This is a genomic window from Neomoorella carbonis (genome assembly GCF_045278715.1).
In the GTDB taxonomy this organism is placed as follows: Bacteria; Bacillota; DSM-521; order Neomoorellales; family Neomoorellaceae; genus Neomoorella; species Neomoorella carbonis.
Genome location: NZ_CP136420.1, coordinates 2639479 through 2655752, shown reverse-complemented (window position 1 = coordinate 2655752; position 16274 = coordinate 2639479). Strand labels below are relative to the sequence as shown.

Annotated in this window: 15 protein-coding genes; 14 read left to right on the top strand and 1 reads right to left on the bottom strand. The window is 60.1% G+C overall.

Features of this window, described 5'->3' with window-relative positions:
• Positions 1-12: 12 nt before the first annotated feature.
• The 13 genes from atpA (at position 13) to MCACP_RS13375 (ending at position 15053) form a co-directional block, all read left to right on the top strand.
• Positions 13-1536, top strand: a complete 1524-nt coding sequence (atpA, locus tag MCACP_RS13435; RefSeq protein ID WP_406677250.1) for a F0F1 ATP synthase subunit alpha — start codon at positions 13-15, stop codon at positions 1534-1536.
• Between the two features lie 14 nt (positions 1537-1550).
• The gene (atpG, locus tag MCACP_RS13430; RefSeq protein ID WP_406677249.1) at positions 1551-2399 is read left to right on the top strand and encodes an ATP synthase F1 subunit gamma; all 849 of its coding nucleotides are present in this window, start codon (positions 1551-1553) and stop codon (positions 2397-2399) included.
• A gap of 15 nt (positions 2400-2414) precedes the next feature.
• On the top strand, positions 2415-3803 hold the full coding sequence (gene atpD, locus MCACP_RS13425; protein ID WP_406677248.1) for a F0F1 ATP synthase subunit beta: 1389 nt from the start codon (positions 2415-2417) through the stop codon (positions 3801-3803).
• Positions 3804-4208: a F0F1 ATP synthase subunit epsilon gene (locus MCACP_RS13420; protein ID WP_406677247.1), complete on the top strand. Its 405-nt coding sequence runs from the start codon at positions 3804-3806 to the stop codon at positions 4206-4208.
• 66 nt (positions 4209-4274) lie between these two features.
• Positions 4275-5129, top strand: a complete 855-nt coding sequence (locus MCACP_RS13415; RefSeq protein ID WP_406677246.1) for a YwmB family TATA-box binding protein — start codon at positions 4275-4277, stop codon at positions 5127-5129.
• A 58-nt stretch (positions 5130-5187) separates the two neighbouring features.
• On the top strand, positions 5188-6444 hold the full coding sequence (murA, locus tag MCACP_RS13410) for a UDP-N-acetylglucosamine 1-carboxyvinyltransferase (protein WP_406677245.1): 1257 nt from the start codon (positions 5188-5190) through the stop codon (positions 6442-6444).
• 133 nt (positions 6445-6577) lie between these two features.
• Entirely contained in the window at positions 6578-7558 is a 981-nt protein-coding gene (gene spoIID, locus MCACP_RS13405) for a stage II sporulation protein D (RefSeq protein WP_406677244.1), read from the top strand.
• Positions 7559-7748: 190 nt separating this feature from the next.
• Entirely contained in the window at positions 7749-8381 is a 633-nt protein-coding gene (locus tag MCACP_RS13400) for a M23 family metallopeptidase (RefSeq protein WP_406677243.1), read from the top strand.
• Between the two features lie 61 nt (positions 8382-8442).
• On the top strand, positions 8443-8700 hold the full coding sequence (gene spoIIID / locus MCACP_RS13395) for a sporulation transcriptional regulator SpoIIID (protein WP_406677242.1): 258 nt from the start codon (positions 8443-8445) through the stop codon (positions 8698-8700).
• Positions 8701-8776: 76 nt separating this feature from the next.
• Positions 8777-9811 carry a rod shape-determining protein gene (locus MCACP_RS13390; protein ID WP_406677241.1) on the top strand — a complete coding sequence of 345 codons (1035 nt, stop codon included), beginning with the start codon at positions 8777-8779 and terminating at the stop codon, positions 9809-9811.
• A 189-nt stretch (positions 9812-10000) separates the two neighbouring features.
• On the top strand, positions 10001-11176 hold the full coding sequence (locus tag MCACP_RS13385) for an efflux RND transporter periplasmic adaptor subunit (protein WP_406677240.1): 1176 nt from the start codon (positions 10001-10003) through the stop codon (positions 11174-11176).
• Positions 11173-14295, top strand: coding sequence for an efflux RND transporter permease subunit (locus tag MCACP_RS13380; protein WP_406677239.1), 3123 nt, complete (start codon positions 11173-11175; stop codon positions 14293-14295). Before MCACP_RS13385 ends, MCACP_RS13380 begins: the two co-directional genes overlap by 4 nt.
• Before the next feature lie 131 nt (positions 14296-14426).
• Positions 14427-15053, top strand: a complete 627-nt coding sequence (locus MCACP_RS13375) for a TetR/AcrR family transcriptional regulator (RefSeq protein ID WP_406677238.1) — start codon at positions 14427-14429, stop codon at positions 15051-15053.
• A 69-nt stretch (positions 15054-15122) separates the two neighbouring features.
• On the opposite strand, the gene MCACP_RS13370 is transcribed toward MCACP_RS13375, so the two are convergent.
• Entirely contained in the window at positions 15123-15308 is a 186-nt protein-coding gene (locus tag MCACP_RS13370) for a hypothetical protein (protein WP_141263325.1), read from the bottom strand.
• A 278-nt stretch (positions 15309-15586) separates the two neighbouring features.
• Between MCACP_RS13370 and MCACP_RS13365 the strand changes: the two genes are divergently transcribed.
• Positions 15587-16213, top strand: a complete 627-nt coding sequence (locus MCACP_RS13365; RefSeq protein ID WP_406677237.1) for a copper amine oxidase N-terminal domain-containing protein — start codon at positions 15587-15589, stop codon at positions 16211-16213.
• Positions 16214-16274: the final 61 nt, after the last annotated feature.

Sequence of the window (16274 nt, the reverse complement as noted above, 5' to 3'; positions counted from 1 at the left end):
TGAAAAGCAGTCTTGAGCATCCGGCCCGATGAAATAACCAGTATTCTCAAGAACCAGATCGAACAGTACCAGCTGGAAGTAGAAGTAGCCGATACGGGGATCATCACCCAGGTCGGTGATGGCATCGCCCGCATCTACGGCCTGGAGCGGGCCATGGCCGGCGAGCTGCTGGAGTTTCCCGGCAATGTCTACGGCATGGTCCTGAACCTGGAAGAAGACAACGTCGGCGCCGTGGTCCTGGGCCCTTACACGCACATCAAAGAAGGAGACCAGGTCAAACGCACCGGTCGCATTGTCGAAGTGCCGGTAGGGGAAGCCCTGATCGGCCGGGTAGTCAACGCCATGGGCCAGCCCATTGACGGCAAGGGGCCCATCAAGACGGAAAAGTTCCGGCCGGTAGAATCGCCGGCGCCGGGCGTCGTTTACCGCCAGCCGGTGAATACCCCCCTTCAGACGGGCCTTAAGGCCGTTGATTCCATGATCCCCATCGGCCGCGGTCAGCGGGAATTGATTATCGGCGACCGCCAGACGGGCAAAACGGCCATCGCCGTGGACACCATCATCAATCAAAAAGGGCAGAACGTCATCTGCATCTATGTGGCCATAGGCCAGAAGGCTTCCACTGTGGCGGGCGTCGTCCAGCGCCTGGAGGAAGCCGGGGCCATGGATTATACTATTGTCGTCTCGGCAACGGCCAGCGAGCCGGCGCCCATGCTCTACATCGCTCCCTATGCCGGCTGCGCCATGGGCGAGTATTTCATGTACGAGCAGCACCGGGATGTCCTCTGCATCTACGACGACCTGTCCAAACACGCCGCCGCCTACCGTGAACTTTCCCTGCTGCTGAGGCGGCCGCCGGGACGGGAGGCCTACCCGGGCGACGTCTTCTACCTCCATTCCCGCCTGCTGGAACGAGCGGCCCGCCTGAACGACGCCATGGGGGGCGGGTCCCTGACGGCCCTGCCCATAATTGAAACCCAGGCCGGGGACGTGTCGGCCTATATTCCCACCAACGTCATATCCATCACCGACGGCCAGATCTACCTGGAGTCCGACCTCTTCTACGCCGGCCAGCGCCCGGCCGTCAACGTGGGCCTGTCGGTGTCCCGGGTGGGGGGCGCGGCCCAGATCAAAGCCATGAAACAGGTGGCCGGCCGCCTGCGCCTGGATCTGGCCCAGTACCGCGAGCTGGCGGCCTTCGCCCAGTTCGGCTCCGACCTGGACAAGACCACCCAGGCGCGCCTCGCCCGCGGCGAGCGCATGATGGAGATTTTAAAACAGGACCAGTACCAGCCCATGCCGGTGGAAGAACAGGTGGCGGTTCTCTACGCGGCCGTTAACGGGTTCCTGGATGACCTGCCGGTAGAAAGGGTACGGCCCTTCGAAAAGGAATTTTTACGCTTCCTGCACAGCATGCACCCGGAGATTCTCACCGGCATCCGGGAAAAACGCCAGCTGGACGATGAGCTCCAGGAGCAGCTGAAGAAAAGCATAGAAGAATTCAAGAGCAGCTTCGCCGCTGCCGGGACAGTATAAGGTGGTGAGCCGGCATGCCCAATATGCGTGACCTGAAGCGCCGTATCCGCAGCATCAGGAGCACCCAGCATATTACCCGGGCCATGAAGATGGTGGCGGCGGCCAAACTGCGCAAGGCCCAGGCCCAGGTCACGGCAGCCCGGCCCTACGCCGAGAAACTTGAGGAAGTCATCGGCCGCCTCATGGGGGCCGTGGATCCGGAGACCCAGCCCCTGGCGGCAACCAGGGAAGTCAAAAGAGCCGGCTACGTGCTGATTACCGGCGATCGGGGCCTGGCCGGCGGCTATAATGCCAACCTCATCCGCCTGGCGGAAGAACGCCTGCAGGCGGATGAGCGCCCGGTGGCCCTGGTGACCGTGGGCCGGAAAGGAAGGGACTACTTCCGCCGCCGCCGGGTGGAGATAGTCCGGTCCTTTACCGATATCGGCGATGAACCGGACCTCATCCAGGCCCGCGAACTGGCCCGCCAGCTGGTGGAGCTGTACCTGGAGGGAACCGTGGATGAGGTAAACCTCATCTATACCCGTTTCTACTCCGCCCTCCGCCAGGTACCCCGGATCGACCGCTTGCTGCCCATCAAAGCCAGCGCGTCCAGGGGGGGCGGCGGGGACTATATTTATGAACCCTCCCCTGCCGAGGTCTTAAAGGCCCTGCTGCCCCGTTACTGCGAGATCAAGGTCTACCAGGCCCTCCTGGAGGCCAAGGCCAGCGAGCACGGCGCCAGAATGACGGCCATGGACAACGCTACCGAGAACGCAGCCGAAATGATCGATAAATTAACCCTATCCTTCAACCGCGCCCGCCAGGCGGCCATCACCAGGGAGATCGTCGAGGTTGTGGCCGGCGCCGACGCTCTGAAGTAAAGGAGGGGATATGGATTGAACGAGGGACAGGTAGTACAGGTAATCGGCCCGGTAGTTGACGTGGAATTTGCCAGCGACCAGCTGCCCGACCTGTATAACGCCATTACCATCAAGAATGACAAGATCAATATCACCATGGAAGCCATGCAGCACCTGGGCAACAATACCGTGCGCTGCGTGGCCCTGTCTTCCACCGACGGCCTGCAGCGGGGGATGAAGGCCGTGGATACCGGCGCTCCCATCACCGTGCCGGTAGGTCGGGCGACGTTAGGCCGGCTGTTTAACGTCCTGGGAGAACCCATTGACAACCAGGGCCCGGTAGAAGCCACGGAGCGGCTGCCCATCCACCGGCCGGCACCATCCTTCGAGGAACAGCAGCCGTCGACGGAAATCCTGGAGACAGGCATTAAAGTAGTTGACCTGCTGGCCCCCTACGCCAAGGGAGGTAAAATCGGCCTTTTCGGCGGTGCCGGCGTGGGCAAGACGGTCCTCATCATGGAGCTCATCCGCAATATTGCCTACGAGCACGGCGGCTTTTCCGTCTTCGCCGGTGTCGGCGAGCGCACCCGTGAAGGCAACGACCTCTACCTGGAAATGAAAGAATCCGGAGTCCTGGAGAAAACGGCCCTAGTCTTCGGCCAGATGAACGAGCCCCCGGGGGCCCGCCTGCGAGTGGGTCTGACGGGCCTGACCATGGCCGAGTATTTCCGGGACGCCGAAGGTCAGGACGTCCTCCTCTTTATCGATAATATTTTCCGTTTTGTCCAGGCCGGCTCCGAAGTATCTGCCCTCCTGGGACGCATGCCTTCGGCCGTGGGTTACCAGCCCACCCTGGCCACGGAGATGGGTGCCCTCCAGGAGCGCATCACTTCCACCAAAAAGGGCTCCATAACCTCCGTCCAGGCCATTTACGTCCCGGCCGACGACCTGACCGACCCGGCGCCGGCGACGACCTTTGCCCACCTGGACGCCACCACGGTGCTTTCCCGGCAGATCGCCGAGCTGGGCATCTATCCGGCCGTGGACCCCCTGGATTCCACTTCCCGCATCCTCGACCCCAGGATCGTGGGCGAAGAGCACTACCAGGTGGCCCGGGGCGTGCAGCGCATCCTGCAGCGCTACAAGGAGCTCCAGGACATCATCGCCATCCTGGGCATGGATGAACTCTCGGAAGACGACAAGCTTGTCGTGGCCCGGGCGCGTAAAATACAGCGCTTCCTCTCCCAGCCCTTCCACGTGGCGGAGGCCTTTACCGGCCAGCCCGGCGTCTACGTGCCATTAAAAGAAACCATCCGCGGCTTCAAGGAGATCCTGGAGGGCCGTCACGACAACTTGCCCGAACAGGCCTTCTATATGGTCGGGACCATTGACGAAGCCGTAAAGAAGGGGCAGGAGATGATGTAAATGGCCCCTCTGAAACTGGAGGTTATTACTCCCGAGAGGGTGACCTTAAAGACAGAGGCTGAAGGCGTTGTCGCGCCGGGCCTCATGGGCTACCTGGGCATTTTGCCCGGCCATGCCCCCCTCATTACCCCCCTTAAGGCCGGGGTGGTAACCTATCGCCAGCACGGCGGCGGGGAGGAGCGTCTGGCCGTGTCGGGCGGTTTCCTGGAAGCCGGGCCGGAGCATGCTGTCATCCTGGCAGATACGGCGGAAAAGGCGGCAGAAATCGATGTGGAGCGGGCGCGCCGGGCGAAAGAGAGGGCCGAAAGGCGCCTGCGGGAACGGCCGCCCGGCCTGGATGTGGCCCGGGCCGAGGCCGCCCTGCAGCGGGCCGTAGCCCGCCTCAAGGCCGCGGGCGCCCTCTGATAGTTTATTCCTCTAGCCCCCTGGCAAGAATAGGTATGAACCTATTTCTGCAAGGGGGCATTTAATTTGCGCCGGTTTTTATTTAATTCTCTGCCTTTTCAATTCAAGATCGTCCTGCTAATACTTTTCCTCGTGAGCTTCATCGGGGGTCTGGCCCTGGCCGGGCATCTGTTATTACCGGGGCCGCGGCAACTCTTAGCTTCAGGTAAAAACGCTACCAGTATCCGACAGGCTGTGGACGGGGAGAACCAGGTACCCCACCTTTTATTTAACGCCTTTATCGCCGGCGGAGCCCGCCTGGATACCATGGCCCTGGAAGCATGGGGCAGCCTTAATTCTACTTTTATGGACAGCGAGGCCCTTCGCGACCTGGCCGGCCGGGCGGCAACCGCTCTGGGGCTGGAGGGTATAACGAATTTTACCAGACAGGATGACGCCGGTTTTCACGCCCTGTACTGGCAAGGGGAGTTGCAGCCGGGGGTGGCCCTGTTTTTTTCTCTCCAGAGCCTGGCCGGAACGGGGGAGGGAGGTGAGACTTACCTCCTCATCAACCTTGAAGGCCGGCCCCGGGAGGGTGAAAGGGAGATACTGGCCTGGCAGGAAAGGGTGAAGGCGGCTTTCCGGTCCTGGCAGGTGGAACCCCACCTTACCTACACCCTGACCGGCGTTATTCCCGGGAAACTTTCACCGGCAGAAAGGGAGCAGCGGGCCAGGGCCGTCCTGGACGCCCTTAAAGCCGAAAAGGTCGAGGGCGTAGAAGATGGTGAACTCCTCTCCATCAGCGCCTACTCACCCCGGTTGCCCCGCTCCCTGGAAGTAGCCGGTCGTCCGGTGAACGCTAACGTGGCCCTGCGCTACCACGCCGCCGATGGCAACACGTATATGTATTTAGGCTCTCCCCTTTTAGGTGGCGAGTATTAGCCGATATATGTTATAATAGAATTTAAATAAGCTTTATAGCCAAAGGGGCCAAGGGAAATTGGAGGCAATCGTCGTTCAAGGCCGGTCGCGCCTTCACGGACGGGTAGCCATCAGCGGCGCCAAAAACGCTGTGCTACCCATTATTGCAGCCTGCCTGCTTACTGAGGATGAATGTTACCTGGAGGATATTCCCCGCCTGGCTGATGTAGAGACCATGTGCGAGGTTATTGGCGAAATGGGGGCCGAAGTTTACCCCGAAGGGGTAAAGAATTTAAGGGTGGCGGCCGCATCTTTAAACAAAGTAGAGCCACCCTATGAATTTGTCCGCCGCATGCGGGCTTCCTTCCTGGTTATGGGCCCGCTGCTGGCGCGCCTGGGCCGGGTGAGGGTATCCCTGCCCGGCGGTTGCGCCATAGGCGCCAGGCCCATCGACCTGCATCTTAAAGGCATGGCTGCCCTGGGGGCCAGCATTCGGGTTAACAATGGCAGCGTTGAGGCTGAGGCCGGGCGCCTGAAGGGAGCGTCCATTTACCTGGATTTTCCCAGCGTCGGGGCAACGGAAAACATCATGATGGCCGCCGCCCTGGCCGAAGGGACGACCATCATCGAGAACGCCGCCGGCGAGCCCGAGATTGTCGACCTGGCCAACTTCATCAACGCCATGGGCGGCCGCATCAGCGGCGCCGGTACCAGGGTTATCAAGATCGAAGGTGTCAGGGAACTTCACGGCGCCCGCCACGCTGTCATCCCCGACCGGGTGGAGGCCGGCACCTACATGATTGCCGCAGCCGCCACCGGGGGTGACGTGTTCCTGGAGAACGTCATTTCCACCCACCTGAAGGCCGTCATGGCCAAGCTCGCAGAAGCCGGGGCCGAACTTTCCGAGGAGGACGGCGGCATCAGGGTGCGGGCAAAACTGCCCTTGAAGGCTGTAGACATCAAGACCATGCCTTATCCCGGCTTTCCCACGGACATGCAGGCCCAGTTCATGGCCCTTCTCACGACGGCCCGCGGCAGCAGCGTTGTCACCGAGACGGTCTTTGAAAACCGCTTCATGCATGTCAATGAGCTAAAGCGTATGGGAGCCAGCATCGTCATTGAGGGCCACTGTGCCGTGGTGAAAGGCAGAGAAAAGCTTGTCGGGGCGCCGGTCAAGGCCACCGACCTGCGGGCCGGTGCCGCCCTGGTCATCGCCGGCCTCATGGCTGAAGGGGAGACGGTAATTTCCTGCGTCCATCACATTGACCGGGGCTATGAGGACCTGGTGGGCAAGTTCCAGGCCCTGGGAGCGAAGATTAGCCGGGAAGAAAGGTAGAGATATCCGGCGTGGCGCCGGATTTTTGTTTTTATGCTGACCGCCTGTGGGGGCGGTCTTTTTTTGGTCAAGCCCACATATACATGGACATAGCAGGTGGACAAAACCTTAAGCCCACCGGAGGGGGAGCACCATGCGTAAAGTAATGGGCATTTTTATTATCTTAATTTTTGCGGCCGTAATTATCCTGCCGGCCATTATTATTGAAGGCATCCGCATTTTCCAGCCGCCGGTCCGGGTCCAGGCGGGTCAGCAGCTGGTGCGGGTCTACTTTCACCAGAACGGTGATATTAAGATCATTCCCCTGGAGCAGTATATAACCGGGGTAGTGGCCGGGGAAATGCCGGCCGACTTTGAGCCGGAAGCCCTCAAAGCCCAGGCCGTAGCCGCCCGGACCTATACCCTCAAAAAGATAGAAGAAGCCAAAATCAAGCCCGACGACCACCATCCAGGTGCTGATATATGCACCGACCCGGCCCACTGCCAGGCTTTTGCCGCTGATGACGTTTTGCGGCAGCGCTGGGGTTTCTTTAATTTCTGGCGCTATAAAAGCAAAATCCAGGAAGCCGTTCGGGCCACCCAGGGGATGGTCCTGACCTACCAGGGCAAGCTCATTGATCCCGTTTACCATGCCAATAGCGGCGGCCGGACGGAAAGCGCTGCTGCCGTTTGGGGCCGGGACCTGCCCTACCTTCAGAGCGTACCCTCCCCCTGGGATAAGGAAGCCCCCCGCTACCAGACCACCATCGCCTTGACCCTGGAAGAAATGGACCGGAAGCTGGGGGTAAACCTCAAGGCCGTGCCGGCAGCAGCCGTAAACCCGCCCGCGGGTACGGCCATGAAGGTTCTGGAAAAGACCGCCACCGGCCGCATCAAGACCATAAAAATCGGTAACAAGACCTTTGCCGCCACTGAGTTACGGCAGCTCCTGGGCCTGCCTTCAACCGATTTCACCTGGCAGGTCCAGGGGGACCGCATCATTTTCGACACTACCGGTTACGGTCACGGCGTAGGCATGAGCCAGTACGGCGCCAACGGTATGGCCAGGGAGGGCAAAAACTTCGCCGAGATCCTTACCTACTACTACCGGGGGGTAAAAATCGAAAATCGATGAGGCATTATTTCGACAGCCAAGCATTTTTTAGGTATTAAATGCCAAAAAATGGGGCAGAATCCAGCTGAGGTGATGCAACCACATGCTGAAGATTCTGGCCTCATGGAAAAAACTTTTACCACGGAACCCCTTGGCCGGACAGGGAAACCTTGGGAGGCTTGAGCGGGCATTAAAACGTCGCGGCCTCTACATGGTACTGCTGGTCCTTCTCTTTTGCGGTACCTACTACCTGGTTACCAACGACGCCGTGTTCAAAAAGTCCGCCATCCAGACCTTCACCTTAGCTGAGCAACCGGCCCCCCAGGGAACGCCGGCACCCCGGGAACCCCTTGCCGGTTCTACCACCGTGCCTCCTGACCTCAAGGGGCAAACCGGGGCCCATGCTGCCCCGGCTACGGCAACGGAAGAGGACGGCCAAGCCGAGGCCCTGCCTTCCCTGGCCCTGCCCGTTGCCGGGAAAATGGGCAAGGGCTACGGCTTTACCTATGCCCCGGCCTTTGGCGATTACCGCTTCCACCCTGGGGTAGACCTGGAAGCCCCGGCTGGCAGCGAGGTTAAAGCCGCCGCTGCCGGGGTGGTGAAGCAGGTAGAGCACAGCGAGGCGTGGCGTTACCGCCTGATTCTCGACCTGGACAACGGCTATCAGCTCGTCTATGCCCACTTAAGCAGCATCAAGGTCGCCAAGGGAGATAAGGTTCAGGCAGGTACCGTCCTGGGAGAGCTGGGTGATCCGGGTACGGCCGAAGCCGGAACCTCAGCCCACCTGCACCTGGAATTACTAAAAAACGGCAAGGCCATCGATCCGGTTTCCGCCCTGCAATAAGTTCTTTTTTCGGCAGCCTGCCAATAAAATTATAGCGGAGTTGAAATTGGGAGGCTGCCCCATGCAGGATTATATCCAGGAGAGGGTATTGCAAATAGCCGCCTACATCGTGGAGTACCGATGTACTGTCCGCCAGGCGGCTACTGTTTTTAATGTCAGCAAAAGCACCGTGCACAAGGATGTTACCGAACGCCTGCCGCGCCTTAATAAGAACCTGGCCCGGGAGGTACGAGCGGTGCTCAACGCCAACAAAGCCGAGCGGCACCTGCGGGGTGGGGAAGCTACCAGAAAAAAATATAAAGAACCCCGGGTTTCCTGAAAGGCCGAAAGGAATTCTTTCCTCTTCTGGAGAATAATTAACAATATTGTGCTGGGAGAGGAAGGGAGAAAGATTAATGTTTGGCCTGGGTCATCAGGATATCGGCATCGATTTGGGGACAGCCACTGTTCTGGTATATGTGCAGGGTAAGGGGATTGTGTTACGCGAACCTTCGGTGGTAGCCCTTAACCGGGATAACGGCCAGATTTTTGCCGTTGGGGAAGAAGCCCGGCGCATGCTGGGCCGTACACCGGGAAATATCATCGCCCTGCGCCCATTAAGGGACGGGGTAATTGCCGACTACGACAGTACCGAAAAAATGCTGCGCTATTTTATAGAAAAAGCCTGCGGCCGCCAGGGACTGCTCCGGCCGCGGGTGATGGTCTGCATCCCCTCCGGGGTTACCAGCGTGGAGGAGCGCGCGGTACGCCAGGCGGCCCTCCAGGCCGGGGCCAGGCAGGCCTATGTCATTGAAGAACCCCTGGCGGCGGCCCTGGGTGCCGGTCTGGACATTGCCGAACCCAGCGGTTCCATGGTGGTGGATATCGGCGGGGGGACCACCGACATCGCCGTTCTCTCCCTTGGAGGTATTGTCTGCAGCAATTCTTTACGGGTGGCCGGGGACAAGCTCGATGAAGCCATTGTCCGTTATATCCGCCGCGAGCACAACCTGATGATCGGCGAGCGCAGCGCCGAGGAATTAAAGATCAACATTGGTACGGCCCATCCTTCGTCCCGGGCCGAAGCCAGTATGGATGTCCGCGGCCGCGACCTGGTAACCGGCCTGCCCAAAACGGTAAAGATCACTTCCAGGGAAATCTACGCTGCCATCCAGGAGCCCCTGCAGCAGATTACCGGGGCAGTAAAAGAAGTACTGGAAAAAACGCCGCCGGAGCTGGCGGCGGACCTGGTGAACAAAGGTATCGTCATGACCGGCGGGGGCAGCCTTCTCCACGGCCTGGACATAACTTTAAGCGAAGAGACGGGACTGCCGGTGCATGTGGCCGACGATCCCGTTTCCTGTGTAGCCCTGGGGACAGGCAAGGCCCTGACCATGCTCGACGTTTTAAAGCAGGGCAATTTCTGGGAAGGCCGACGCCCGGGCCGGTGAGGATTTTACCGGAAGAGGCAAGTAGATGCGCAACGACTTGCCTCTTCTTATTTTTTATATGCGAGCTTATATGCGAGAAATTTTGTTCAAAATTGATGGCAAGCATTGATTATCTTACCAGCTGATGCTACTATAAATCCGAATAGTGACCGACCATCCGGTCAATTTAGAGATGGGGGAGTTGTAACCGTGAGGCTAAAAAGGAACTGCGCCGGCGTTATCATGGCCCTTTTCCTCCTGGCTGTAACTTTAGGTGGCTGTGGCAAAAATCCGGCAGGCCAGGAGGAAACACCACGGGTGCCGGTGGAGCTGGCGCCGGTCAGGCGGGGCAGTATCGCCCTGCCGGTGCGGGTAAGCGGCCTGGTCCAGGCAGGGGCCACTATCCAGGTAATGGCCGCCAGCCCGGGGAAGATAAAGTCTATTCGCGTGGATGTCGGGGATAAAGTGGTCCAGGGGCAAATAATAGCAGAATTAGAAAACAGCGACCTGGAAGCGCGCGTGCAGCAGGCAAGGGCGAACCTGGAGCAGGCGCGCCTCGGCCTGGACCAGGCTGACGCCCGGGTGAAGCAGGCGGAAGTCAGGGCGGGGCTGGATGAAACCAACCTGAAACGCACCCAGGCGTTGTTCGACCAGGGCGCAGCTTCCCAGCAGCAGTTGGACGCTGCCCGCACAGCCGCGGCCGTCAGCCAGGAAGACCTGGCTGTAGCCCGCGCCTCCCTGGCGGCCTCCCGCGCCCAGGTCGCCGCCGCCGAGGCGGCCGTACGCCAGGCCGAGGTAGCCCTGGAGAATACATACATCAAGGCGCCGGTGAGCGGGGAAGTAGCGGCGCGCCTGCTGGAGCCCGGCGCCCTGGCCCAGGGAGCGGTGGTCACCCTGGTGACTTCCGGCGACCGCCAGGTGGAGATAGGCGTTACCGAACAGGATGTCAACTACCTCCAGCCGGGCCGGGAGGTAACCGTGGAGGTGCCTGCGGCAGCGGCAGAAGCCCTGAAAGGTAGGGTCGCCAGCGTCAGCCCGGCGGCCGACGAACGCTCCCGGGTTTTTAAAGTCAAAATCAGCCTTCCCGGTGCCCCTGCTGGAGTCAAGCCGGGTATGGCCGCCACGGTTATCTACACTACCAGGCAGGTAAATAATGCCCTCCTGGTCCCCAAAAACGCCGTGGTCAAGCGCGGCGCCCAGGACATAGTCTACACAGTCGTTGAAGGCAAGGCGGCAGGCCGGGTAGTCACCACCGGTATAGCAGACGATAAAAACGTCGAGATCGTCAAGGGGCTGACTGACCAGGACAGCGTTATCGTGAAAGGCCAGGACTTCGTCAGTGAAGGTCAGCCGGTGGAAATTGTAAACGGGGGTGCGGGGGCATGAACTGGCTTCAGGCACTGGTCAGGCGCCCGGTAGCGGTAACCGTGGCCGTCCTGGTGGCGTTCATCCTGGGGGCCGTGTCCCTGGCACGCTTGCAGATAGACCTCCTGCCCGATTTGAACCTGCCCTACGCCGCGGTGATTACCACCTACCGGGGTGCCGGGCCGGAAGAAATTGAAAAGACCATTACTAAACCCCTGGAAGACGTGCTGGGCACGGTCCAGGGAGTCAAAAATATTCAATCATACAGTATGTCCGGCACTTCCGTGGTCCTGCTGGAGTTCAACTGGGGCCAGGATATGGATTTTGCGGCCCTGAATATGCGGGAGAAAGTCGACCAGGTTGAGCGCTTTTTACCCGAGGCAGCAGATAAACCGATGATCATCAAGTTTGACCCGAACATGATGCCCGTGATGACCCTGGCCATGTACGGCGACATGGACGAGCAGCGGCTGAAAGACCTGGCGGAAAACACCATCAAGAGCCGTCTCGAGCGTCTGGACGGCGTCGCCTCGGTAAACATCACCGGCGGCCTGGAACGCGAGATCCAGGTGCTGGTAGACCCGGCCCGGCTGCAGCTCTACGGTTTGTCCATCAGCCAGGTGGTCCAGGCCCTGCAGGCGGAGAACAGCACCTTTTCCGCCGGCAAGGTCAGTGACGCCGGCAAGGACGTCCTGGTCCGGGTCGATGGCGAGTTTAAAGACCTGGACCAGGTCCGCCAGGTAACCCTGACCACCGCCGCGGGGACGGTGCGCCTGGGCGATATAGCGGAAGTACGGGATTATCATGCCGAGCGGCAGAACTATGCCCTTTTCAACGGCCGGCCGGCCATCGGCCTGTCCATCCAGAAACAGACCAGCGGCAATACGGTACAGATCGCCCATGCCGTTAAACAAACTATCAGGGAGCTGCAAAAGGAGTTGCCGCCGGGGGTAAGCCTGGAGCCGGTAGTCGACCAGTCCCGCTACATCGAAAGCGCCATCAGCGGCGTTTACCGGGATATGCTGTACGGCGGGCTGCTGGCCATGCTGATTATTTTCATTTTCCTGCGGAACTTCCGCGCCACCCTGGTCATCGGCCTCACCATTCCTATCTCGGTAATTACGACTTTTGTCCTGCTCTATTTTGGCAAGATGACCCTCAATATGATGACCCTGGGCGGCCTCTCCCTGGGGATAGGCCGCATGGTTGACGATGCCATTGTTGTCTTTGACAACATCTACCGCCACCGCCAGGAGGGCCGGGAAGCCATGGCGGCAGCCGTCTCGGGGACCCGGCAGGTGACCACGGCCGTGGTGGCTTCCACCCTGACCACCGTATCCGTCTTTTTGCCCATCGCCTTTATCGAGGGAATGGCCAGGGAGATTTTCGGCCCCCTGGCCCTGACGGTGGCCTTCTCCCTGATGGCTTCCCTGGCCGTCTCCATGACCGTCACCCCCACTGTAGCGGCCCGCCTCCTGGCCGGCACCCTGCCCCCGGAGGCCACGACAGCCCGGAGTTTCTGGCAGAGCCTGGTTAACGGCCTGTGGCTGGCGCGTTTAAGCAACGCCTACAGCCGCTTCCTGAACTGGGCCCTGCGGCACCGCAAGCTGACCGTAGCGGCGGTGGCCTTCATCTTTGCCGGCAGCCTGGCCCTGGTGCCGGCGGTGGGGGTTGAGTTCATGCCGGCCACCGACGAAGGAACCGTCAACGTATCCATCGAGCTCCCCAAAGGCTCGACCCTGGAGGCCACCGCCGCGGTAGCCGACCAGGTGGTGCAGGTGGCCCGGCAGCAGCCGGAGGTCCAGAGCATCTACCAGCAGATCGGCAGTACCGGCGGCAGGGCCAGCTTTATGAGCGGTGAGACGCCGGAGGCAGCCAGCCTGAATATCAATCTGGTGCCGCTGGAGCAGCGCCGTCGCAGTTCGACCGAGGTGGCGGCGGCTATCCGGGCGCAGGTCCGTAAAATCGCAGGAGCCAGGATCAACGTCACTACCTCTTCCAGCTTCGGTGGGGCGATGAGCGGCGCGCCGGTGCAGGTCGACATACACGGATCCGACCTGGAGCGCCTGAAAGAGCTTGCTGATGCGGCGCAACAGCTGGTGGCCGCCGTGCCGGGCGCGGTAGGCGTGGAAAACAGCCTGGCTAAAGGCCGTCCCCAGGTAGAGATCACTGTCGACCGGGAAAAGGCCGCCCTGTACCGGCTGGGGGCGGGGCAGGTCGGTGCGGTGGTGGCCACGGCCGTAGGCGGCACGGTAGCCACCCGCTACCGCACCGGCGGTGACGAATACGACATCCGCGTCGTCCTGCCCGAAACCAGCCGTCGCAACATTGCCGACCTGGAGAACCTTACGGTGCTGTCCCCTCTGGGGGTGCAGGTGCCTTTAAAAGAGATCGCCAGCCTCAAGCTGGACACCACTCCCAGCACCATCAACCGCTACAACCAGGACCGGGTGGCCAGTATCACCGCCAATTTAAGCGGCGCCCGCCCCCTGGCCGAAGTGTTGCGCGACGTGCGGGCGAAGATGGAGCAGCTCAAGCTGCCGCCGGGCTACAGCATCGATTACACCGGCCAGAACAAGATGATGAACGAAACTTTTAGCCAGCTGGGCCAGGCCCTGCTCCTGGCGGTAGTCCTGGTGTACCTGGTCATGGCGGCCCAGTTTGAATCCTTCTTCCACCCCTTTATCATCATGTTTTCCATCCCGGTGTCTTTAACAGGGGTGGTCCTGGCCCTGCTGGCAACGGGAAGAACTTTCAACGTTGTCGCCTTTATCGGGATCATCATGCTGGCGGGCATTGTACTCTCCAACGCCATTGTCCTGGTGGACTACATCAACATCCTGAGGCGGGAAGGCGTACCGCGGCAGGAGGCTATCTTGACGGCCGGCCGCACCCGCCTGCGGCCTATCCTGATGACGGCTCTGACCACAATCCTGGCCATGCTGCCTCTCGCTGCCGGCATCGGTGAAGGAGCCGAGATGAACGCCAGCCTGGCCACGGCGGTTATCGGCGGCTTGATGGCTTCCACGGTGCTGACCCTGGTCCTGGTACCGGTGCTGTACACCCTTCTGGAAGACCTGGGCCGGCGCCTGGCCCGGCTGCTGTCGCCGGCGCGGCGCCGGCAGGGGGTAGGGGCATAGGTACGGAGGTTTCCGGCAGGACCCGGCGGCGGGGCAAAACGCATCCGGTATTGCCTGGTCCTGCCGGAGAGGCCGGTGCCGGGATTTGAATAACAGGCATGGAAAGCAAGAGAAAGGGGGAGGGGAGAGGTATGAACCGCGCGGCAGGCGACAAGCGCCAGCAGATCCTGGCCGCTGCCACCGGGGTTTTTGCCACTCGCGGCTTTTACCAGGCTAAAATAGCCGACATAGCTGCGGCCGCCGGAGTAGGGAAGGGGACCGTATACGAGTACTTCCGCAGCAAAAAAGACCTTTTCCAGCAATTGCTACTGCACCTTTTCAACGACCACCTGGACCACCTGCAGGAGATAAGTCAGGAACCGACCCTGACCGGGTTCCTGGAGCGCTTTTTTAGGGAAAGCCTGGGCTACTTCCAGACGCACCGGGAAATTGCCAGAATTCTCTTGAGCGATCACCCGCCCATCGATGCCGCCACCCAGCGCTTGCTCTTCGCTGCCAAGCAAGAGATGCTCCAACGCCTGGCCTCTTACCTGCAGGCGGCCGCCAGGCGGGGTGAAATGCGGCCGGTGCCGCCCTGGCTGGCGGCCAGCCTGATCATGGGTTTTATAGTGGCCCTGGGGCACCAGCTTTTCTTTGATAGTGGTCAAGATATGGATCCGGCGGCCGTCGCCGCCGAAGCCGTGGCGATGATTCTCCGGGGCATCGGCGGCCTGACCGGGTCGCCGGAAAAACCCATGGCCGGAGATTGCCCCAGCTAGTCATGACTGCGCCTGCCAGGCTGGCATCCACGAAAAAAGCGCGGCTTAAAACCGCGCCTTTTACTCCTCCTAGACCACATTTCGCTTGGGAAGCCTGGCCCGGGGCCTGCTTTTGCTTTTGCCCAGTTCAAGCTGCTCGTCGATGTCCATAATCCTGACGAGCAGGTGGGGCCGTTCTCTTTCCGAAGCATAGGCCCACTGCTCCAAGAGCGCCTTGCGTTCGCGGAGGAGATTGCGCTGGATGTCCTTTAACATTTTTATGCCTCCCTTCTTCGATATAAATAAGTAAACCGGGGGAATTGCAGAAAACTAGATTCTTTTGCTAAATAGTATCTCTCATTGCCCCCGTTTTTATTATACCATAAAGATAGGTACTTTGTGAATTATATCTTGAGAAAAAATTGCAATTATTTCTCCTTGTCAGGACAACAAAATTGCTAACAGGAATCTCGCCCTTTGTGTCGAATTAAGTTTAGATAAGCCTTAAGTGCATTTTTGTGATTAAGTTATTTTCGTGAGGAGGCCCTGGAGGAATGCAACATTCTTCCTTGCGTAACTGGAAAGTAGTCCTGCCCCTGTCCCTGCTAATGCTCGCCGGCATTTATTTTGCCGGCCGGTCAGTCCAGGCCGGAGGACCGGAGCCGGGCAGCAGCCAGGACCCCCTGGTAACTAAATCTTATGTCGACAATTATATCGACAGCCGTACCCGGGAACTGCAGGGACAACTTGATAACATAAACAAGCAGATTGCCGAGCTGGAAGCCAGGGTGACGGCCCTGGAGCAGCGGCCGGTGATTAAGTTAACAATCGGCAGCAAAACGGCCTATGTGGGCGGCACCGCCAAACAGCTGCCGGTTGCTCCCTACCAGACGGGCAACGGTACCTCCATGGTCCCCTTCCGCTTTATCGGCGAGGCCCTCGGGGCTAAAGTAGACTATAATGAAGCGACGCAAACTGTCAGCTATACCACGGCAGCACATTCCGTTATACTGAAAATCGGTACTCTCAGCGGTACCTTTGACGGCCGGAAAGTCGACATTCCTGCGCCGGCCACCCTGGTAAACGGGACGACCATGGTGCCGGTGCGGGTCATCAGCCAGGGCCTGGGAGCCAGGGTGGACTGGGATCAGGCTGCCATGACCATTACCATCAGGCCGTGACTTTAGAATCTTGGCAGGCACGGCAGAAGCAAAGTAAAGGGCGCGTCAGGCGCCCCTTCCT